The sequence below is a fragment of the Streptomyces sp. NPDC056480 genome (assembly GCF_042795405.1).
Classification (GTDB): Bacteria; Actinomycetota; Actinomycetes; order Streptomycetales; family Streptomycetaceae; genus Streptomyces.
Genome location: NZ_JBHTSA010000020.1, coordinates 1 through 20203, shown reverse-complemented (window position 1 = coordinate 20203; position 20203 = coordinate 1). Strand labels below are relative to the sequence as shown.

Genomic DNA, 20203 nt, shown 5'->3' with positions numbered 1-20203 from the left:
CGCTCTTCGATCTGTTGATCAGCCTGAGCGGCGGCGGACGGGGGGACCAGAAGCTCCTGGAGTCTCCCCGGGTTCTCACAGGGAACTCTCAACCAGCCGTCAGCCGTTTCCCCAGAAGGACGCGACGGGGCGGCCCGATACTGGGTGCATGGACCTCGACACCAGCAGACCCGCCACGGTGCTCATCGTGGAGGACGAGCCCGGCATCGCCGATGTACTGGGCATCACGCTCAAGTTCCACGGTCTGTCCGTACTCTTCGCCGAATCGGGCAGCCAGGCGCTGGAGTTGGCGGAGCGTCACCGCCCCGATCTGATCCTGCTCGACGTGATGCTCCCCGACGGCAACGGCTGGACGGTGTGCCGCCGGCTGCGGGGCGAGCGGGAGAAGTCCTGGGACACCGCGATCATCTTCCTCACCGCGCGGGACGCGCCGCAGGACATCGTGAGCGGGCTCGCGCTCGGCGGCGACGACTACATCACCAAGCCGTTCAACGTGGACGAGGTGGTGGCCCGGGTCCGCTCGGTGCTGCGCCGCACCCGGCGGAGCAGCGAGGAGCGGGCTCCCCGGGACGTGCTCCGGCACCTCGACGTCGAACTGGACGAGGCGACCTTCACCGTGCGACGGGCGGGCCGGCCCGTGGACCTCACCCCGACCGAGTACAACCTGCTGCGCTACCTGATGCGCAACGCGGACCGCGTGGTCACCAAGGAGCAGATCCTGCGTCACGTCTGGAGCTACGACTCGGCCGTGGAGTCGACCGTGGTGGAGACGTACATCAGTTATCTGCGCCGGAAGCTGGACCGGTTCGGCGCGCCCCTCATCGTGACGCGGCGCGGCGTGGGGTACGGGCTGCGGGCGGCGACGGGATGAACGGGGCCGTGAAGGCGACGGAGCCCGTCGCGGCCACGCCGCTCGCCGCGGGCCCGGCCTCTCCGGTGAAGTCGGCCTCACGCAGGCCGCGTTCGCTACGGGGCAGCCTGACCCTCGTCAACGTGGCCCTGCTCGCCCTCGGCCTGCTCCTCGCCATGGCCGCCTCGCTCGTCGGGGTGTGGACCATCCTGATCGGGCAGCTCGACGACACCCTGCGCCAGGACGTCCAGGAGGTCCGGAACGTGCGGACCTCCGCCTCTCCCGACCCCTGCGCCGCCGTGCCCTCCGTGGTCCTGCACCGCTCCGCACCGTACGCGCTGCTCGACTCCGGCGGCCGGGTCGTCCGTTCCTGTGTACGGGAGTCGGACGGGCCCCGGCGGAACGCCGACGCCCTGGCCGCCTCCGTCGCCCCGGTCGCGCTCGCGGACCGGGGCGAGGGAGCCTCCGTACGGCTGGACGGGGAGGTCTACCGGGTGGGCGCCCAGCGGGTGACCGGGGGCGGCATCCTCCTCAGCACCGCCCCGATGGCCGGAATGATGGCCACGGTGAAGAAGCTCTTCCTCCTCGAACTCCTGGTGAGCGCAGCCCTGTTGACCCTGCTCGCACTGCTCACGCAGCGGGCCGCCCGCCGCCGGCTGCGCCCGCTGGAGGACATGGTGCAGACGGCCTCGGCGATCGCGGCGGGCCATCTCGGAAGCCGGATCTCGACCGCCGGCGGCAGCAGCGAGGTCGCCGAGCTGCGCACGGCGCTCAACTCCATGCTCCAGCAGGTCGAGACGGCCTTCCGCTGCCGGGAGGAGGCGTCGGAGCAGGTGAAGCGGTTCGCCGCCGACGCCTCGCACGAGCTGCGGACCCCGCTGGCCACCATCCGCGGCTACGCCCAGCTGTTCGACAAGGGCATGCTCGGCCCCGAGGAGCAGGAGCGGGCCATCGGCCGGATCGCCTCGGAGGCCGACCGGATGAACCGACTGGTGGAGGAGCTGCTCGCGCTGGCGCGCCTGGAGCAGCAGCCGCAGCCGCAGCGGCGGCCGGTGGATCTCGCCCTGCTCGCGCGGGAGGCTGCTGTGGACCTGCTGGCGGTCCAGCCGGGGCGGCCGGTGACGGAGGCGGGGGCCCTCAAGGTGGAGGACGAGCGAGTGCCCGTCCTGGGCGACGAGGGGCTGCTCCGACGGCTCGTGGCGAATCTGCTCAGCAACGTCTCCGTGCACACCCCGCCCGAGGCCCCGGTCACGGTGGAGGTGACCCGCGAGGACCAGGCCGTACTGCTCCGGGTCCGGGACGACGGTCCCGGGATGCGGCCCGAGGACGCGGCGCGCATCTTCGACCGCTTCTTCCGGGCTGACCCCGACCGGGCCCGCAGGACCGGCGGCAGCGGCCTCGGCATGTCCATCGTGCAGGCGGTGGTGCAGGCGCACGACGGCACGCTGCGGGTGGAGACCGGGCTCGGCGAGGGCATGACGGTCGAGGTCCGCTTCCCGGACACGGAGCTCACGGCCTGACGCGGGCCGTGGCGGGGACGGCGTGGCGGGGACGGCGTGGTGGGGCGCGGGCGGGGCGGCCGGGGGTGGCCCGCCCGCGCCCCCGTCACGGGGCCCGGTGCGGGCTCTGCGCGAGCGTGCCGAAGGCCCTGTCGTAGTAGACGAGGGGCTCGCCGGGGCCGAGCCGGACGTCGTCCACCCGCCCGATCATGATGGTGTGGTCGCCCGCGCGGTGGCGGGCGTGGAGCGTGCAGTCCAGCTGACCGATCGCCCCGCCCACCACCGGCAGCAGCGAAGGCGTGTGGGCCTGTTCCCCGTCGGGGAACCGGTCGGCGCCGGAGGTCGCGAAGAGCCGGGCGACGGCCTCGTCCTCCCGGCGCAGGATGCTCACCGCGAACTCCTCGCACGCGTCGAAGTCCGGGAAGGACGAGGAGGAGTGGGCGAGACAGACGAGGACGAGCGGCGGGTCGAGCGAGAGCGAGCAGAACGAGGTGGCGGTGAAGCCGCGGGGGCTGCCGTCGGCGGCCCGGGTGGTCACCACGACCACGCCGGCGGCGAACCGCGCCATCGCGGCGCGGAAGTCGGCGGGGTCGACCCCGGCGGTGACGTCGCGAGCGGGTCCGCTGTCAGGACCGTGTGCGGCTTCGCGAGCGGGTCCGCTGTCAGGACCGTGTACGGCTTCGCGAGCGGGTCCGCTGTCAGGACCGTGTGCGGCTTCGCGACCGGGTGCGGTCAGGGCGTGGGGGCTTCGGCTGGTCACGGCAGCAGCACCACCTGTCCGGCGAAGTTGAGTCCGGCGCCGAAGCCGAGGAGCAGGGCCGGTTCGCCGCTGCGCGCCTCGCCCCGTTCGAGCAGGGCGTCGAGGGCGAGGGGTACGGAGGCGGCGGAGGTGTTGCCGGTCCGCACCACGTCCCGGGCGACGGCGGTGCGCCCGGTGAGGCCCAGGCGCTCGGCCATCAGCTCGATCATCCGCAGATTGGCCTGGTGCGGGACGAAGGCCCCGAGGTCGGCGGGAGCGACACCGGCGAGGTCCAGGGCGCGGGCCGCCTCGGGGGCGACCTCCTCCATGGCCCAGCGGAACACCCGCCGCCCGTCCATCCGCATCCAGGGACGGCCGGTCTCCCCCGGGGCCTCGGCGAACGCGTCCCAGCCCGCTGTCATGCGCAGCGCGTGGGCGTGGGCGCCGTCCGCCCGCCGGACGACAGGTCCGATGCCGGGGGTGTCGGAGGGGCCGACGGCGACGGCTCCGGCGCCGTCGGCGAAGAGGAAGGAGATCGTACGGTCCTCCGGGTCGACGATGTCCGTCATCCGCTCGGCGCCGATGACCAGGACGTGCCGGGCGCTGCCGGCGGAGACCGCGTCCGAGGCGACGGCGAGGGCGTGGCAGAAGCCGGCGCAGGCGGCGGACAGGTCGATTCCGGCGGCGCGGTGGGCGCCGAGCTCGTGGGCGACCCGGACGGCGAGCGGCGGGGTCTGGAGGAGGTTGGACATGCTCGCGAGGAGGACGAGGTCGATCTCGGCGGCCGGCACGCCGGCATGGGCGAGTGCCTTGCCCGCGGCGGAGACGGCCATCACGGGCAGGGTCTCGTCGGGCTCGGCGAACCGGCGTTCGCGGATGCCGCTCCGGGTCTCGATCCACTCCTCGGTGGAGTCGATCCGCGTGCAGATCTCGGCGTTGCCGACCACCCGTCGCGGCCGGTGACCGCCGACCCCGAGGATGCGGCTGTGACCGTGCGCGGGGGTGCGCAGGCTGACTGGGGGCATCGTCGACTCGTTTCCGCGGCCGGCGCTCGGCCGGTTGCCGCTGTGCGGGGAGGTGCGTGCGTACGGCTCCGCCCGGATGCGGGTGGTGGGTCGGGGCCTCTCGTTCGGGCCGGGCCGGATGGGCTCGGATCGGCTCGGATGGGCTCGGCTCGGATGGGCTCGGCTCGGATCCGACCCCTCCCGGGAAGGGACAGGTCGGCCGGCGTCGGCTCGGCTCAGGTCAGGCCAGGCCAGGCCAGGCCAGGCCAGGCCAGGTCCGGTCGTCTCTGATCGGGTCAGGTCGTCTCAGATCGGCTCAGGTCGGGGTCGGATCGAGCCAAGCCGGGCCGGGCGGGACCGGTAGTCGTCGAGCCCGGCGGGCGGGCGTAACGCCGGAGCTCGCCGAGGAGTTCGGCCTGGCGCAGGACGGCCGGGTCGGGGGCGGACCGGGCGCGGACGGCGGTGACGAGCGCGGTGAGGGCGCGTTCGACCTGGTCGGCCGGGGCGAGGGGGATGTCGCGGCCGCCGTCGGGGCCGTACAGCCGGACGCGCGGGGCGAGGTCGGCGGGTGGGGTGTAGGCGCGGTCGACGGTGATCCGGCCCGTACTGCCGTGGAGTTCGTAGCGGGCGCGGTAGGCGTGGGCCATGCCGAAGGTGAGCTGGGCGGTGACGCCTTCGGGGGTGCGCAGCAGGGCGGCGCCCGCGGTGTCGACCCGGCGTCCGGTTCCGGAGGTGAGTGTGGCACCGGCGACGGTGAGCCGGGGTCCGAGGAGGTGGAGGGCGGCGCGGAGCGGGTAGACGCCGACGTCCCACAGGGCGCCGCCACCGAGTTCCGGCCGGTGCCTGATGTCGTCGTCGGACGGCTCGGGGACGGTGAACGTGGCGTGCAGGGAGCGGAGTTCGCCGATGGCTCCGTCGGCGACGAGGCGTCGTACCGCCTCGTGCTGGGGGTGGTGGACGAAGAGGACGTTCTCGACGAGGGCGAGCCCCCGGTCGGCCGCGCGGTCGAGCAGCCGACGGGTGTGCTCGGCGTCGAGCGTCAGCGGCTTCTCGGCCAGGACGTGCTTGCCCGCGTCGAGGGCCGCGGCGACCCAGGTCTCGTGGAGGGCGGCCGGGACGGGGGCGTAGACGAGGTCGACGTCCTCGGCGGCGAGCACGGCGTCGTACCCGGCCGTCGGCCGGCCGCCGAAGCGCTCGGCGACGGCCTTGGCGCGATCCGGGTCGCGGCTGCCGATCACCGCGATCTCCAGGTCGGGGTGGGCGGCGACGGCGGGCAGCATCCTGCGGACGGCGATGTCGGCGCAGCCGAGGAGGCCGAGCCGGAGCGGCCCGCTCATCGCGGCTCCCGGGTGGCGTGCAGACAGGCGAGCAGGGTGCGGGCCTGGACGTTGACGTAGTGGCCGTGCCGGACGAGGGAGGTGAGCTGGCCCTCGGAGACCCAGCGGAAGCCGGGCGGCGGCTCGGCGGCGAGGGTGGTGTCGTCGGCGTCGACGAGGAGGTAGCGGCTCTCGGCGTTGAGGAATCGCCCGCCCTCCTCGGAGTGGACCGCCTCGTAGCGGATGCGTTCGGGGGCGGCCGCGAGGATCGCGTCGAGGAAGGGAGGCCGGTCGGCGCCGGTGAGGTGGGCGTGGTTGTCGGGGGTGTACTGGACGGTGGGGCCGAGTTCGACGGTGTCGAGGAAGCCGCCCTCGACGCGGGCGTGGGCGAGGACGTGGCGGACGCCGCCGGCCTCGCGGACGAGGAAGGCGGTGACGCCGGTGGCGACGGGCTCGAAGAGGGGCTGGCTCCAGCGGGTCACCTCGCGGTTCCCGGCCCGTACGTCGACGGCGACGACCCGGAAGTACCGGCCGTCCTCGTGGTCGATGGAGTAGGCGCCGCGGTGCCAGCCGGAGGTCTCGGCGAGCGGGATGCGCCGGGTGTGGACCTCGTGCCGGGAGCGTTCGGCGGTGAACCAGGACAGCAGCTCGACGTCGGAGTGCAGGGCGCGGGGGTCGCCGCCGTGCGGCAGACAGGACAGGACGGTCCGGGCGTCCATGTTGACCGTGTTGGACTCGTGCAGGAGCGCGTCTATCTGACCGAGGGTCAGCCAGCAGAAGTCGTCGAGGAGGGGTACGTCGTCGACGGCCTCCACGATCATGTTGCGGTTGGACTTGCGCAGGAACCACGAGCCGTGTTCGGACTGGAGCACGTCGGCGAGGACGCGGCCGCGGCCGGGGCGGACGAAGTGGTCGATGTACTTCACGTCGGCGCCGCGGTGCACCTTGGTGTAGTTGCTGCGGGTGGCCTGGACGGTGGGCGAGAGCTGGAGCAGGTTGCGGTTGCCGGGTTCCATCTTGGCCTGCAGGAGGAAGTGCAGGACGCCGCCGAACTCCTTGACGACGATGCCGAGGATCCCGACCTCGGGCTGGCTGATGATGGGCTGGCGCCACTCGGGGAACGGCCCGTCCTGATGGGTGACGTGCATGCCCTGGACGGTGAAGAACCTGCCGCTGTGGTGTCCGAGGTCGCCGGTGTCCGGGTCGAACGACCAGCCGTCGAGGGCGCTGAAGGGGATCCGCTCGACCCCGAAGACGGTGGCCTCGGCGCGCTCGGCGAGCCAGCCGGCGATGTCGCGGGGGCCGGGGGCCCGGCTGACGCGCTCGCGGGCCGAGCGGGCCAGCCGGGCGGCGATGTCCGTGTCCTCGCGGGAGGTCAGGGGAGCGCCGTCGAGGAGGGTGCGCGGGGGGCGTGTCGGGGTGGCCCGGCTCATCCGCGGGCCTCCACGAACTCCTTGACGGAGCCCACCACGTAGTCGATCATCTCGTCGGTCAGCCCCGGGTAGACCCCGATCCAGAAGGTCTGGTCGGTGATGACGTCGCTGTTGACGAGGGAGCCGACGACCCGGTGCGGCTGGTCGATGTAGGCCGGGTGGCGGGTGAGGTTGCCGGCGAAGAGCCGTCGGGTGCCGATGCGTCGGCCTTCGAGGAAGTCCACGAACTCGGCGCGGGTGAAGGGGGCTTCGACGTCGACGGTGAGGGCGAAGCCGAACCAGCTGGGATCGCTGCGCGGGGTGGCGCTGGGCAGCAGCAGATGGGGGACGCCGGCGAGCCCTTCGTGCAGCCTGCGCCAGTTCCGCTTGCGCGCGTCGATGAAGGCGTCGAGCTTGGCGAGCTGGGTGAGGCCGAGGGCGGCCTGGATGTCCGTCGCCTTCAGGTTGTAACCGACGTGCGAGAAGATGTACTTGTGGTCGTACCCGGCCGGCAGGGTGCCCATCTGGTACTGGAAGCGCTTGAGGCACTTGTCGTTCTCACCGGGCTCGCACCAGCAGTCCCGGCCCCAGTCGCGCAGCGACTCCACGATGCGGGCGAGCGCGAGGTTCGAGGTGAGGACGCAGCCGCCCTCGCCCATCGTGAGGTGGTGGGCCGGGTAGAAGCTGACGGTGGTGAGGTCGCCGAAGGTGCCGGTGAGCTTGCCGTCGTAGAGGGATCCGACGGCGTCGCAGTTGTCCTCGATGAGGAAGAGCTCGTGCTCCTCGGCGAGTTGGGTGATCTCGGCGACCTCGAAGGGGTTGCCGAGGGCGTGCGCGATGATGATCGCCCGGGTCTTGGGTCCGATGGCCGCGGCGACCCGGTCGGCGGTGGTGTTGTAGGTGCCGAGGTCGACGTCGACGAAGACCGGTACGAGACCGTTCTGGAGGATCGGGTTCACGGTCGTGGGGAATCCTGCGGCGACGGTGATCACCTCGTCGCCGGGCCGCAGCCGGCGGTCCTCCAGGTGCGGGGAGGTGAGGGCGGACACGGCGAGCAGGTTCGCCGAGGAGCCGGAGTTGGTCAGGTGGGCCTTGCGGCGGCCGAGCCGGCGGGCGAAGGCGGACTCGAACTTGCGTGAGCTGCGGCCCGCGGCGATCCGCATCTCCAGCGCGGCCTCGACGAGCGCGAGCCGGTCCTCCTCGTCGAGGACCGCTCCGGACGGCCAGATCTCGGTGACGCCGGGCTCGAAGCCCCGGTCGGCCTGCTGCTCCTGCTCCTGGTGGTACTTGCGCACCTCGTCGAGCACAAGCGCCCGGTGGTCGCTCATCGCGTTGTCCTTCCTGCCGTGCCGTTGCCGGCGGATGAGGCCGCGAGGAGGTCCCGCAGCGCGTGGTCGAGGGAGTGGCCGGGGTGCCAGCCGAGCAGCTCGGCGGCACGGGTGATGTCGAGCTGCTGCCACTCCGTGTCGTGCCGGGCCGGCGCTCCGGGCACGGTCTCCTCGACGGTCCTGACGGGGAGCCCGCTGAGGTCGACGAGCCGCTGGACGAGCTCCCGGGTGTGGACGGCCGCCCCGCCGCCGATGTTGATCACACGGCCGGAGACCCGGTCGAGCGGGGCGGTGAGGGTCCGCAGGACGGCGTCGGTGACATCGCGTACGTCCACGAAGTCGCGCCAGGCCCGGAGCGGCGGCAGTCGCAGCTCGACCGGGGTCCGGCCGGCTCCGCCGTCCGGGGCCGTGTCGAGGGCGTGGGCGACGGCGGTCAGCCGGGCGGCCACCGAGCCGAGCAGGCTGCCCGTGGGGGCGCCGGGCCCCGCCACGTTGGCGATCCGCAGCACCGTGCCGGAGACCCGGCCGGTCACTGCGGCGGCGAGCACCGCCTCGGTGCCGAGGAGCTTGGTGCGCCCGTACGGGGTGACCGGGGCGGGCGGGCTGGTCTCCGGGGTCGGTGTGCCGCTGGTGCCGGCGCCGTACTCGTGGACCGTGCCGAGCTGGACGAGCCGGGGCGGGCGGGCGAGGAGGGCGAGTGCCCGGACGACCCGCGCGGGGAGTTCGGCGTTCCCCGCGCGCATGCCCGCCTCGTCGGTGTTCCAGGCGCGGCCCGCGGCGTTGACGACGGCGCCGTGGTCGGTCCCGTCGGGGTCGCCGAGGGCGTCGGCGACGGCGACGGCGATCCGCCCGGGGGCCGCCGAGGCGAGGTCGAGTCCGCCGGCGCCGGTGCCGGCGAAGGACACCACCCGGTGGCCCGCGTCGCTGAGGCCGCGGTGCAGGTGGGCGCCGAGGAAGCCGCCGGCGCCGAGGAGGACGACGTTCACCCGGTGCCGTCCTCGGTGTGCTTGGCCGCCTTCCACCAGTCGGGGTGGTCCCGGTACCAGGCGACGGTCTCGGCGAGTCCGCGGTCGAAGGGGGTGCGCGGGGTGTAGCCGAGCTCTTCGCGGATCTTGGTCTCGTCGATGGAGTAGCGCAGGTCGTGGCCCTTGCGGTCGGCGACCCAGCGGATCAGGGAGGCGTCGGCGTCGCAGAGGTCCAGGAGTCGTTCGGTGATCTCGATGTTGGTCTGCTCGTTGCCGCCGCCGATGTTGTAGACCTCGCCGGCCCTGCCCCGGGTGAGGACCAGCTGGACGGCCCGGCAGTGGTCGTCGACGTGCAGCCATTCCCGCACGTTGCGGCCGTCGCCGTAGAGCGGCACGGGCCTGCCTTCGAGGAGGTTGGTGACGAAGAGCGGGATGAGTTTCTCGGGGTGCTGGTAGGGGCCGTAGTTGTTGGAGCAGCGGGTCACCGAGAGGTTGAGGCCGTGGGTGCGCCAGTAGGAGCGGGCGATCATCTCGGCGGCCGCCTTGGAGGCCGCGTAGGGGGTGTTGGGCAGCAGGGGCCAGTCCTCGGTCCAGGAGCCTTCGGTGATGGAGCCGTACACCTCGTCGGTGGAGATGTGGACGACCCTGGGGACTCCGGTGCGCAGGCAGGCCTCCAGGAGGGTCTGGGTGCCCAGGACGTTGGTGTGGACGAAGTCGGCGGCGGACTCCAGGGACCGGTCGACGTGGGACTCGGCCGCGAAGTGGACGACGGCGTCGTGTCCGGGGAGCAGGTCCATGAGGAGCGGCAGGTCGCGGATGTCGCCCCGGACGAAGTCGAGCCGGGGGTGGTCGGCGGGCAGGCTGTCCCGGTTGCCCGCGTAGGTGAGGATGTCGAGCACGGTGACGTGGGCGTCCTCGTACCCCTCGTATCCTCCGTCGAGGAGGGTCCGGACGTAGTGCGAACCGATGAATCCGGCGCCGCCGGTGACCAGGAGCCTCATGCCGCCACCTCCACGTGGGTGTGATCGCCGACGACGAGCCGCTGCCGCCCGGTCGCCCCGGCCGGGCCGACGGTGGCGGAGCGTCCGATGAGCGAGCCGTGGAGGCCGCTGACACCGCGGACCGTGGCCCCGTCGAGCGTGATGGAGTACGCCAGCCGGGTGTCGCTCAGGACGCAGTCCCGGCCGATGGTGGTGTGCGGGCCGACGTGGCTGTTCTCGACGAGGGTGCCGGCGCCGATGAGGGCCGGTCCGACGACGTGGGAGCCGGTGATCCGCGCGCCCGCCTCGACGATCACGGCGCCGGTGAGGGTGCTGGTGGCGTCGACCTCGCCGTCGACCCGGCCGTCGAGTCCGTCGAGCATCCGGCGGTTGCATTCGAGGACGTCCTCGACGCGGCCGGTGTCCTTCCAGTAGCCCTCGTAGCGGCTCGCCCTGACGGCGGCGCCCCGCTCGACCAGCCACTGGACGGCGTCGGTGATCTCCAGCTCGCCCCGTGCGCTGGGTGCGATGGCGGCGACGGCCTCGTGGATGGCGGGGGTGAAGAAGTACACGCCGATGAGGGCGAGGTCGCTGCGGGGGACGGCGGGCTTCTCCACGAGCCGTTCCACCGCGCCGTCGGGGCCGATCTCGGCGACGCCGAACGCGCGGGGGTCGGCGACCTTGTGGACGAGGAGCTGCGCCGCGGGGCGTGCGGTGGCGAAGTCCGCGGCGATCTCCTCGATGCCGTCGGGCAGCATGTTGTCGCCGAGGTACATGAGGAAGTCGTCCTCGCCGAGGAAGTCCCGGGCGATGGCCACGGTGTGGGCGAGGCCGCGGGGGGCGTCCTGGGGGATGTACGTGATGTCCAGGCCCAGCCGGGAGCCGTCGCCGATGACGGCGGCGATCTGCGGTCCCCGGTCGCCGACGATGACGCCGACGTCGACGATGCCGAGCGCCCGGACGTTCTCCAGGACGTGTTCGAGCACCGGTTTGTTGATGATGGGGATGAGCTGTTTCGGCATGGAGTAGCTGAACGGTCGCAGCCGGGTGCCGGAACCGCCCGACAGCACCAGAGCCTTCATCGGAGTTCCTCTCATGGGGGTGGCGTCCTCTTCCGCCGGCTCGGACCACGATCCTGCGCCGGTCTGCTGGAGTCGGCCTCGAACGCGGCTCACACCGGCCGCGTGTCCCGCACCCGTCGCTCCAGGTCCTGGACGACGCGGGCGGGGCTGGGCATGTCCTCCATCTCCGCCCGCAGCTCACGGGCCGCGGCCGTGTGCGCGGGCTCGCGCAGGATGCGGTCGAGGGCCTTGTGCAGCTCCTCGGGATCGTCCTGGCGGGCCGCTTCGGCGAGGGTGACGGCGGCGCCGCGGGCGGCGAGCCGTTCCCCGGTGGCGAACATGTCCGCCAGCTGCGGCAGGACCAGTTGGGGCAGGCCGTGGGCGATGGAGGTCATGGTGGTGCCCGCGCCGCCGTGGTGGACGACCGCGTCGCAGGAGCCGAAGAGCAGATGGAGCGGGGTGGGGTCGATGAGCCGGACGTGGTCCGGCAGCGGGCCGATGGCCTCGCGGTACTCGGGCTCGACGGTGGCGATCGCCTCGGTGTCGTCGAGGCCGTCGAACGCCTGGAGGATGCGGCGGACGTGCGGGACCCCGCCGAGGGTGAGGGTGCGCAGGCCGAGCGAGACGGCGACCCGGCGGCGCGTTCGGCCGGTGCCCCATTCGCGGCGCCGCCACTCGGGGACCTGTCCGTTGCCGTTGAAGGGGACGGCCCGGATCGGGGTGCCGGGCTCGGCGTCCGGGAGCTGGAGGGACGGCGGGCAGGGGTCGAGGACGAGCGTCGGGTCGGGCAGTGCGTCGAGGCCGAGCGCACGGCAGGTGTCGAGGAGCGCGACGCGCGCCTGGGGGCGGACGAAGCCGGTGAGGAAGTCGACGCTCCAGCGGTGGCGGGCGACGGGGACGCCCAGGAGGGCGCCGATCACCGGGGCGGTGTACTCCAGGAGGTCGCAGACGAGCAGGTCCGGCCGGAAGGCGCGGGCGAACTCGAGGTACTCGGGCAGCTTCGCGCTCTGGTGGCCGAACCAGAGGGCGAAGTAGTCCTCCATCACCTGGGGTTCGGGCTCGGCGTGGGTGTCGATGAGCCGCTCGTCCTCGCCGAGGTTCTCCCTGAGGACCTCCTCGACCTCGAAGCGCTCGCCGACGCTGACGGCGTTCAGCCCGGCGGCGGCGGCCATCCCCATGATGTCCGGCTGGCCGATGACGAGCACCTCGTGCCCGGCCGCCCGCAGTGCCCAGGCCAGCGGGACCAGCGGCGCGAGGTGGCTGGAGACGGGGGTGCCGATCATCAAGACGCGCATGGGTCCTCCTGCGGTGGGTGGTTCCGTGGTCCGGTCGGTGGTGCTCAGGAGGCGGCGGGCTGCCACTCCGCGAGCAGTCCGGCGGCGGCGGCCTCGACGGCGCCGGGCGCGGCGGCGTCCTTGGGTGAGATGAGCGGGGGTTCGGTGAAGCCCCACGGCAGTGCGAGGTCGGGGTCGAGCGGGTCGATGTCGATCTGGGTGCCGGGCACATGGCCGCTGGAGAGCACGTAGCAGATGGTGGTGTCGTCGGTGAGGGCGAGGAAGCCGTGCCCGACGCCCTCCGGCACGTAGACGCAGGCCCCGGATTCGGCGGTGAGGTGGTTGACGGTGTACGTGCCGAAGTGCGGCGATCCGACGCGCAGGTCGACGGCGATGTCCCGCAGGGCACCGCGCACACAGGTCACGTACTTGGCCTGGCCCGGCGGGACGGTGACGCTGTGGATGCCGCGCAGGGTGTTGCGCCGGGAGACGGAGTAGTTGATCTGGCGCACCGCGAAGGGCCGCCCGACGGCCCGGGAGAGTTCCTCGGTGCGCAACGCCTCGAAGAAGGAGCCGCGGTCGTCGCGCAGGTGGTCGGGTTCGGCCAGCCAGGTGCCGGGGACGGCCAGTTCGGTGAAGCGCATGGCGGGTTCACCGCCCCCCGGCGCGGTGGTGGGCGGTGAGGGCTTCCAGCGCGGGCACGGCGTCCAGCGGGCTGGGGCTCGCCAGGCCGTCGGCGTGCAGGGCGTCGGCGGCGGTCTGGAAGGAGGCCTCGCCGAGCAGACGTTCGAGGTTCTTCCAGAGCTCCGGTGCGGTGAAGCCGCCCGTGCCCATGGAGAGGCCGGCGCCGCGGTCCTCCAGGTACTGGGCGACGACGACGCCGTCCCCGCCCTCGACGGGCACGATGAGCTGGGGGACCCGGTAGGCGGCGGCGATGCCGAAGGTGCCGACGCTGCCGTGGTGGACGATGGCGGAGCTGGTGGGGAGCAGCTGGTCCAGGGGCACGTAGTCGATGGTGCGGACGTTCTCCGGGATGCTGCGGACGGAGGCGAGCTGGTCGCGGTCGAGGGTGGCGACCAGTTCGATGTCGCGGCCCGCGACCATCTCCAGGAGTTCGGAGATGGGGAAGCCGGCCTCCTCGGCGAACATCCTGCGGGTGCTGACGCCGAGGGTGAGGACCACGCGGGGGCGTTCGGCGGGGCCGTGGAGCCAGTCGGGCACGGCTCCCCCGCCGGTGTACGGGACGCGGCGGACGGGCTGGTAGCGGACCTCGTCGGTGATCCGCATCCCGGTGGGCATGAGGTCGACGCTCCACTGGCCGAGGAGCAGCTCCTCGTCGAACTCCAGTCCGTGGCGGTCGAGTTCGGGGCGCATGGCGGCGGCGACCGGGTCTCCCCCGGGGAGGGCGGCGGCCCGCCGGCGGTTCTCGGCGGAGCGCATCCAGCCGAAGTAGTCGATGCCCCAGAGCAGCCGCGCGTGGGCGGCGCCGCTCGCGCGGGCGGCGATCGGGGCGGCGAAGGCGAGCGGGTCCCAGAGGACGAGGTCGGGCTTCCAGGAGCGGGCGAAGGCGACGAGGTCGTCGGTGGCCGGGCCGCGCCCGGGGCCGCTGTCCTTCCCGGCGGCGGGCGGGGCGGGGTGGTAGAGGGAGAACCCGGCGAGCATGTAGTAGCGGATGACGTTGCGGCGGTTGCCGGGGTCGCCGGGGGCGATGTCGAGGGCTTCGGCGATCCGGTCGAGCCGGTCGTCGCTCGCGCAGGCGCCGACCAGGGCGGGCACGTCGACGCGGTCGCCGATCTCGACGGCCGCGAGACCGGCGGCGGTGACGGCGTCGGTGAGCTCGGGGTGGCTCGCGACCCGTACCTCGTGTCCGGCCGCGAGCAGGGCTCGGGCGAGCGGAACGACCGGGTACAGGTGGGCGGCGCCCGGGAAGAGGGTGAACAGAACCCGCATGGGCTCTCCTTTCGGGTGGGCCCGTGCCGACGCGCGGCTCAGGCGTTCCTGACGTCGATACGGCCCATCTGTCCGGCCGAGGAGTGCCCGAGCTGGTGGCAGTGGTAGACGTACTGACCGGTGTAGTCGCCCCAGGTCATGGCGATCCGTACGGTGTCGCCGGGGGCGATGACGACGGTGTCCTTGAGTCCCGCCTCACCGGGGCCCACGGGCACGCCGTTGCGGTCGAGCACCCGGAACTGCACGAGGTGGGTGTGGAAGCTGTGGTGGATATGGAAGTTCGGGGGCGGGATCGGAGCGTCGCCGTTGCGGATGGTCCAGATCTCGGTGCTGCCGACCACGGTCTCCACGTCGACCCGCTCGGGGTCGTACTGCAGTCCGTTGATCTGCGGCCGGGGCACGAGGCCGAGCACGAACTCGCGCTCGGTGCCGGAGGTGGGGACCGGGGGGAGTTCGCTCAGCCGGCGGGGGACGCCGCTGAGGTCGAGCGCCGTGCGGACGATGTCGAAGCGCAGCACCTCGGGCCGTTCGGTGGCGGTGGCCGCGGTGTTCTCCAGGACGAGGGAGGAGCCGACCCGGTGGCGGGAGAAGTCGACGACGATCTCGGCGCGTTCGGCACCGGCGAGGGTGATCTCGGTCCGCTCCACGGGCGCTTCGAGGAGACCGCCGTCGGTGGCGATCTGCTGGAAGGCGGAGCCGTCGGCGAGGCGGAGGGTGATGTGCCGGTTGACGGAGACGTTGTAGAGCCGGAAGCGGTACCTGCGGGCGGCGACCTCGAAGTACGGCCGTTCCTTGCCGTTGACCAGCAGGTGCGGGCAGAGGTCGGGGCGCGTGTAGGTGAGGGTGCCGTCCGCCTCGACGCGGGCGTCGCGGATGACCAGCGGCACGTCGTACCGGCCACGGGGCAGCGGCAGGGCCGACTCCTCGGCGTCGCCCAGGAGGTAGGTGCCGTGCAGTCCCCGGTAGACGTTCTCCGCCTCCAGGTGGTGGGCGTGGTCGTGGTACCAGAGGGAGGCGGCCCGCTGGGTGTTGGGGTAGCGGTACTCGCGGTACGCGCCCGGCTCGATCACATCCATCGGGAGGCCGTCGTGGGCGGAGGGCACGTGCCCGCCGTGGAGGTGGACGGCTGTCTGCACGGGCAGGTCGTTGTACTGACGGATGATCACCTCCCGGTCGCGGAAGGCACGGAGGGTGGGGCCGGGGAGGCTTCCGTCGTACGTCCGCACCCGGGTCCTGACGCCCTTGACCAGCTCCGTCTCGGCCTCGCGCATGCGCATCGCGTAGACGTCCGCACGGGCGGTGACCGAGACCGGCCGCAGCACACGGGGCAGCGGCATCGGATGGGCGAAGACCTCGGACCCGGCGAGGGCGCCGAGGGCCGCGGGCGCCCGCTGACCCGCCGCGGCGTGCTCCCCGTCGGCCGCGTGGCCGCCGTGGCCGCCGGCTCCCGCGTGGCCGGCGACGGTCTGCTCGCCCTCCGGCCCGCCGATGGCGAGCCCGGCGGGGACGAGGGCGACGGCACCGCCCGCGACGGCGGCTTTCAGGACGACTCTGCGATTCGGCTTCACAGGGCGGGAAGTTAGGCAGCGGGCCTCAACTGCCGCTCGACGGACGCTAGAAGAGTCTTCACCTGGTGCGCGGCGGGGCCGCCGCCACCCCTTGACGGGAGCCTGCGTCGGACCCCTTCGCCAGACGCCCCGGGCTGATTATGATCACCGGGTGAGAAGGGGGACTCATGATTCGCATACTCCTCGCCGAGGACATGCACATGGTGCGCGGGGCCCTGGCGGCCCTGCTGAGCCTCGAACCCGATCTGCTGGTCGTGGCCCAGGTCGAGCGGGGTGACTTCATCGTCTCGATGGCGGAGCGGCACCGTCCCGACGTGGCCGTGATCGACGTGGACCTGCCGGGCATGGACGGGATCGCCGCGTCCGAGGAGCTGCGGGAGCGGCTGCCGTCCTGTCGGACCTTGATCCTGACGAGCCTGGACCAGCCCGGCACCCTGCGGCGGGCGATGGCTGCCGGGGTCGGCGGCTATCTGCTGAAGGACGCTCCGCCCCACGAACTGGCCGCGGGCGTACGGCGGGTGGCGGCCGGGCATCTGGCGGTCGCGCCGGAGCTGGCGATGTCGGCGTGGGAGAGCGGGGGGCAGCAGCCGCTGACGCCCCGGGAGACGACGGTGCTGCGGCTGGCCGCGGACGGTGCGGACGTGACCCAGATCGCCGAGCAGCTCCATCTGTCGGCGGGCACGGTCCGCAACTATCTGACGTCGATCGTCTCGAAACTCCACGCGCGTAACCGTCTGGACGCGGTGCGCATCGCGCGCGACGCCGGGTGGCTGTAGGGGGCGGGCGCTCGCCCGGAGGGCGTCCCGCCCGCCGGGCGTCTCAGCAGGCGCCCCGGGCCAGCGGCGGGGCCGGCATCTTCGGGGCGGTGTCGGCGGGGCTGCCGATGGGGCACTCGGCGATCAGATGGAACCAGCCCTCGCCGTCCTGCGAGGAGTTGAGCGTGCCGTCGACACCGGCCAGGCGCTCGGCGAGGTTGGCGAGGCCGCTGCCGTTGCCCCCGTCGTACGGCACGGCGGCGAGCCCGCGGCCCGGGTGGGATCCGTCGTTGGAGACGGTGAGGGCGACGACGCCCCTGCGCCGGCGCAGGGAGATCCGGCAGTGCCGGACCGTGGAGTGCCGCAGCATGTTGGTGACGGCCTCCCGCAGGACGGTGGCGAGGACCGCCTCCCGCCGCTTCCCCAGTTCGCCGATGAACGACTTCTCGACGCTGACGTCCACGTCCGCGGTGGTCAGGACCTTCTGGACGGCGACGAGTTCGTCGTCGAACACCATGTCGCGGTAGCCGCGGGCCACCGTCCGGACGTCGGCGAGGGCCTCCCGGGAGATGTCGAGCACCTCGACGATCTCGTCCCGGGCGCGGTCGTCGTGCAGGCCGATGAGCCGGTGGACGAGCTCGCTCTTGAGCGTGATCGCGGAGAGGCTGTAGCCGAGGAGGTCGTGCAGGTCGCGGGCGATGCGGAGGCGTTCCTCCGTGGCCGCGAGCCAGGCGGACTCGGCGCGCTTGCGTTCGAGTTCGATGATGAGGTCGACCAGCCTGGAGAGGCAGAAGACGATCAGCCCGGTCAGCAGGGTGGAGATCACGATGTACGTGAGGTCGACCGGTCCGTAACCGGAGGCGAGGGCGCTCCCCCCGTTGACGAGCGCGACCGAGACGAAGAGCACCCAGGCGAGCCTGCCGCGCACCAGGAGCAGGATCGACCCGGCGAGGAAGCCCGCCATGCCGCCCCACATCACTCCGTAGAGGGGCAGGGGGCCGAAGGTGAGGACCGCCTGGAGTCCGAGCGTGAGTCTGCCGTACCGCTCCCGCAGCGCACGGGTGCGCTGGGCGGAGTGGAACAGCTGGAGTAAGAAGAGGCAGCCGAAGGTCGCCAGTGAGGCGCCGAGGACCCCCTCGCTCTGGTGGGCGTCGAGGATGTTGAGCATCCCCATCACCCCGAAACCGGTCAGCACCGCCATCAGCATGCCGATGGCGAGACGCTGCGGCAGGTGCTGCCATCTGGCCGCCGGCGGCTCCCCGCTCGCGTCTCCCCCGGACCGCCTGTGGCCGCCGATCATGTCGCCCCCTCGACTCGATGGTGTTTCCGGTCGAAAGCCTAAGCCCCCACGATTGAAGGGAGGTTACGGATTTCGAGCGCTCCGCGACCTCTCTCCGCCGGGTGGCGACAGGCCGATCGCCCGGGTAACACCCCCGGGCGATCGGAGTCAAACAAACAGAGGAATGGGATTGAGTTCCTCGAATCGGGTCGGTTCGGACAGCCTGCCCAGCGACACGGGGATGTCGAAAAGACGACCTGGTGCGAAACGGGCCCAGAAATGTCTCATTCCGGGGACCACGACTTTCACCACCGGCAATCCGATATCCGGACGGGTCTGGTCGAGGACGAGAAGATCAAGGCCTCTGGCCCGGACGGTTTCCTCGGCCCACCTCACGTCCGCGCGCAGATCCGTCGTTCGAATGGCGGGAAAATCCCCTGGACGGGCCGGTTCCGCGTGGCGGTCGGGGAGCAGGTACGGCTGGTCGGCCACCGTCGCTCCGCCCCACCAGCGCAGCAGTTCCGGGTCCCGCACCGCGTATCCGTCTCCCTCCCCCGCCCCGGCCACGGCCGGCATCAGCTGATTCATCTCCGTGAGGGCGCGGCGCAGCGCGATGTGCGGGTCGCGGTGGGCGCCGAAGCCGAACATGATGTCCTCGGACCTCTTGTCGGTACGTCTCGACAGTGCGGCGAAGACCGGGATGCCGAAGTCCGAGGTGAGGTCGAGGGCCCAGACCTCGCGGCGCAGCTCCCGGTAGACGCCGATCAGTTCCTCGGCCCACCGGTCTCCGAACGAGGCGATGTCGACGGCGGGCATCCGGGTGCGGTTGTACCACCACAGCGCGACCGCGTCCCGCTCGACGACCTCGAGGAAGCCCTGGAGGATCGCGTCCTCCAGGCTGCTGCCGGCCGCGCTGCCGTTGGAGTCGGCGCGGACCGCACCGCTCCCGGCGACGGGCGCCACCCCGGCCTCCGTACCGGGGTCGAAGTAGAGGAGTCCGGTCGGCAGCAGCCGGTGACGCCGCTCGGTGAGGGACCAGACGGGCGTCCAGTCCACCGGCGCCTCGGGGTCGAAGGGCTCGGGGATCTGCTGGAAGGCGCCCTGCCGGGCGTTCCAGTCGTGCCGGTCGCGGTACTGGCGGGGGTCGAAGAGCAGCGTGCGGTCCGGGGTGACGGCCTCGTCGCCCAGCGCGCGGGCGCTGTCCCGCACCCGGGCCTCGTCGCCCTGGAGCGTCCCCGAGTACCGTTCGAGCGCCTCGCACAGCGCGCTGACCTCGGCCTCCAGGGCGGTCGTCCCCTTCCCGCCGCTCACCGCCCGCAGTCCGGCGCGGAGTTCGGCGAGCCGGGAACCGCCGAGCGCGAGGTTGCGGCCGGAGGTGTAGCAGTGGAGGAAGGAGGGCGCCCGGGTGTCCCGGCGGACCTCCTTGACCACTCCGGTCACCGGGCCCACCAGATGTCCCCAGCGGTCGAGGACCTCCTGCGGGCCGAGCGCGCGGTGACCGCCGCCGCTGAACGCCGCCTTCGGCCGGGAGCGCAGCTCGACCGGACGCCGGGCCCGCGCCGCGACGAGGTTCGCGTCCCCGCAGGACGGACACTGCGGACGCCGCTCGACGGCGTGGTCGGCGGTGCTGAGCGCCAGCCCGTCGAGGGTGCGGACGGCCGACTGGCCGGCGGAGCGGTGCCCGGCCAGCCACTTGGCGGCCTCCAGAGCGACCAGTTGGAGCGCCGCGCCGCGGAAGGCCGGGTGCGAGACGCGGGGCCGGGGCACCGGCCCGGCGAGACCGAGGGCCCGGCGCACCGGCTGCTCCGACATCCGATGGGCCCGCAGCCGGTGGGCGAGACAGTGCCAGCAGGGTCCCTCGCCGGGGCGGAGGAAGGGACCGAGCCAGGCCGTGGCGCCGTCGGGGCGTGCGAGGAGCCAGGGCAGGCCGAGGCGTCTGGACCGTGCGTCCACCTCGGCGAGTTCGGGCGCGAGGTAGTCGTCGGTGACCACGACGAGGAGGCCGGCGGCGTCCGCTTCGGTGGCCGCTCCCCCGTCGGTGTCGCCGACCGTCAGTCCCGCGGTACGGAGGGCCTCGCGCAGCCCTCGGTCGTCCGCTCCGCCCACGGCGTGCACCACGACGGCGGCCGGGCTTCCGTCGGCCGTCACTCCCGCCAGGTCCCAGTAGGCCGCCTGCTCGGGAGCGGGTGCGGAGCCGCGGGCGGGCCGGTCGTCGTCCAGGCC

Annotated in this window: 17 protein-coding genes; 3 read left to right on the top strand and 14 right to left on the bottom strand. The window is 73.0% G+C overall.

Going from position 1 to position 20203, the window contains the following annotated elements; translation table 11 throughout:
* Positions 1-148 precede the first annotated feature (148 nt).
* The gene (locus tag ACFQ79_RS11835) at positions 149-871 is read left to right on the top strand and encodes a response regulator transcription factor (RefSeq protein ID WP_383581742.1); all 723 of its coding nucleotides are present in this window, start codon (positions 149-151) and stop codon (positions 869-871) included.
* Between the two features lie 8 nt (positions 872-879).
* Positions 880-2370, top strand: a complete 1491-nt coding sequence (locus tag ACFQ79_RS11830; RefSeq protein ID WP_383581740.1) for a sensor histidine kinase — start codon at positions 880-882, stop codon at positions 2368-2370.
* An 85-nt stretch (positions 2371-2455) separates the two neighbouring features.
* On the opposite strand, the gene ACFQ79_RS11825 is transcribed toward ACFQ79_RS11830, so the two are convergent.
* The 12 genes from ACFQ79_RS11825 to ACFQ79_RS11770 form a co-directional block, all read right to left on the bottom strand.
* Entirely contained in the window at positions 2456-2917 is a 462-nt protein-coding gene (locus tag ACFQ79_RS11825; RefSeq protein WP_383581738.1) for a flavin reductase family protein, read from the bottom strand.
* 188 nt (positions 2918-3105) lie between these two features.
* Positions 3106-4113, bottom strand: coding sequence for a beta-ketoacyl-ACP synthase III (locus ACFQ79_RS11820; protein ID WP_383581735.1), 1008 nt, complete (start codon positions 4111-4113; stop codon positions 3106-3108).
* Positions 4114-4388: 275 nt separating this feature from the next.
* Positions 4389-5429, bottom strand: coding sequence for a Gfo/Idh/MocA family protein (locus ACFQ79_RS11815; RefSeq protein ID WP_383581733.1), 1041 nt, complete (start codon positions 5427-5429; stop codon positions 4389-4391).
* Complete coding sequence (locus tag ACFQ79_RS11810; RefSeq protein ID WP_383581730.1) at positions 5426-6841, bottom strand: NDP-hexose 2,3-dehydratase family protein; 1416 nt, start codon at positions 6839-6841, stop codon at positions 5426-5428. Before ACFQ79_RS11810 ends, ACFQ79_RS11815 begins: the two co-directional genes overlap by 4 nt.
* A complete protein-coding gene (gene rfbH / locus ACFQ79_RS11805; protein ID WP_383581728.1) occupies positions 6838-8148 on the bottom strand; it encodes a lipopolysaccharide biosynthesis protein RfbH in 1311 nt (436 codons plus the stop codon). The genes ACFQ79_RS11810 and rfbH overlap by 4 nt, the downstream gene beginning before the upstream one ends.
* Positions 8145-9134: an NAD-dependent epimerase/dehydratase family protein gene (locus ACFQ79_RS11800; RefSeq protein WP_383581725.1), complete on the bottom strand. Its 990-nt coding sequence runs from the start codon at positions 9132-9134 to the stop codon at positions 8145-8147. The genes rfbH and ACFQ79_RS11800 overlap by 4 nt, the downstream gene beginning before the upstream one ends.
* Positions 9131-10114, bottom strand: a complete 984-nt coding sequence (rfbB, locus tag ACFQ79_RS11795) for a dTDP-glucose 4,6-dehydratase (RefSeq protein WP_383581723.1) — start codon at positions 10112-10114, stop codon at positions 9131-9133. Before rfbB ends, ACFQ79_RS11800 begins: the two co-directional genes overlap by 4 nt.
* A complete protein-coding gene (locus ACFQ79_RS11790; protein WP_383581881.1) occupies positions 10111-11175 on the bottom strand; it encodes a glucose-1-phosphate thymidylyltransferase in 1065 nt (354 codons plus the stop codon). Before ACFQ79_RS11790 ends, rfbB begins: the two co-directional genes overlap by 4 nt.
* Before the next feature lie 89 nt (positions 11176-11264).
* The gene (locus ACFQ79_RS11785; RefSeq protein WP_383581721.1) at positions 11265-12449 is read right to left on the bottom strand and encodes a nucleotide disphospho-sugar-binding domain-containing protein; all 1185 of its coding nucleotides are present in this window, start codon (positions 12447-12449) and stop codon (positions 11265-11267) included.
* Positions 12450-12493: 44 nt separating this feature from the next.
* Positions 12494-13072: a dTDP-4-dehydrorhamnose 3,5-epimerase family protein gene (locus ACFQ79_RS11780; protein WP_383581719.1), complete on the bottom strand. Its 579-nt coding sequence runs from the start codon at positions 13070-13072 to the stop codon at positions 12494-12496.
* A gap of 7 nt (positions 13073-13079) precedes the next feature.
* Positions 13080-14378 (bottom strand): nucleotide disphospho-sugar-binding domain-containing protein, encoded by a 1299-nt coding sequence (locus tag ACFQ79_RS11775; protein WP_383581717.1) that lies wholly within the window; start codon positions 14376-14378, stop codon positions 13080-13082.
* Between the two features lie 38 nt (positions 14379-14416).
* Positions 14417-15946, bottom strand: coding sequence for a multicopper oxidase family protein (locus ACFQ79_RS11770; protein WP_383581714.1), 1530 nt, complete (start codon positions 15944-15946; stop codon positions 14417-14419).
* 167 nt (positions 15947-16113) lie between these two features.
* Between ACFQ79_RS11770 and ACFQ79_RS11765 the strand changes: the two genes are divergently transcribed.
* Entirely contained in the window at positions 16114-16722 is a 609-nt protein-coding gene (locus ACFQ79_RS11765) for a DNA-binding response regulator (RefSeq protein ID WP_383581711.1), read from the top strand.
* A 43-nt stretch (positions 16723-16765) separates the two neighbouring features.
* Here the strand turns inward: ACFQ79_RS11765 and ACFQ79_RS11760 are convergent, their stop codons facing one another.
* Both ACFQ79_RS11760 and ACFQ79_RS11755 read right to left on the bottom strand, forming a co-directional pair.
* Positions 16766-18001 carry a sensor histidine kinase gene (locus tag ACFQ79_RS11760; protein WP_383581709.1) on the bottom strand — a complete coding sequence of 412 codons (1236 nt, stop codon included), beginning with the start codon at positions 17999-18001 and terminating at the stop codon, positions 16766-16768.
* Positions 18002-18148: 147 nt separating this feature from the next.
* Positions 18149-20203: TOMM precursor leader peptide-binding protein (locus tag ACFQ79_RS11755; RefSeq protein ID WP_383581707.1), on the bottom strand; the 2055-nt coding region annotated here is incomplete at its 5' end.

Coding starts and splice junctions, on each gene's coding strand:
- ACFQ79_RS11820 (WP_383581735.1), bottom strand. CDS start 4,113: ATGCCCCCAGTCAGCCTGCGCACCCCCGCGCACGGTCACAGCCGCATC.
- ACFQ79_RS11815 (WP_383581733.1), bottom strand. CDS start 5,429: ATGAGCGGGCCGCTCCGGCTCGGCCTCCTCGGCTGCGCCGACATCGCC.
- ACFQ79_RS11825 (WP_383581738.1), bottom strand. CDS start 2,917: ATGGCGCGGTTCGCCGCCGGCGTGGTCGTGGTGACCACCCGGGCCGCC.
- ACFQ79_RS11785 (WP_383581721.1), bottom strand. CDS start 12,449: ATGCGCGTCTTGATGATCGGCACCCCCGTCTCCAGCCACCTCGCGCCG.
- ACFQ79_RS11780 (WP_383581719.1), bottom strand. CDS start 13,072: ATGCGCTTCACCGAACTGGCCGTCCCCGGCACCTGGCTGGCCGAACCC.
- ACFQ79_RS11775 (WP_383581717.1), bottom strand. CDS start 14,378: ATGCGGGTTCTGTTCACCCTCTTCCCGGGCGCCGCCCACCTGTACCCG.
- rfbH (WP_383581728.1), bottom strand. CDS start 8,148: ATGAGCGACCACCGGGCGCTTGTGCTCGACGAGGTGCGCAAGTACCAC.
- ACFQ79_RS11760 (WP_383581709.1), bottom strand. CDS start 18,001: ATGATCGGCGGCCACAGGCGGTCCGGGGGAGACGCGAGCGGGGAGCCG.
- ACFQ79_RS11765 (WP_383581711.1), top strand. CDS start 16,114: ATGATTCGCATACTCCTCGCCGAGGACATGCACATGGTGCGCGGGGCC.
- ACFQ79_RS11810 (WP_383581730.1), bottom strand. CDS start 6,841: ATGAGCCGGGCCACCCCGACACGCCCCCCGCGCACCCTCCTCGACGGC.
- ACFQ79_RS11835 (WP_383581742.1), top strand. CDS start 149: ATGGACCTCGACACCAGCAGACCCGCCACGGTGCTCATCGTGGAGGAC.
- ACFQ79_RS11790 (WP_383581881.1), bottom strand. CDS start 11,175: ATGAAGGCTCTGGTGCTGTCGGGCGGTTCCGGCACCCGGCTGCGACCG.
- rfbB (WP_383581723.1), bottom strand. CDS start 10,114: ATGAGGCTCCTGGTCACCGGCGGCGCCGGATTCATCGGTTCGCACTAC.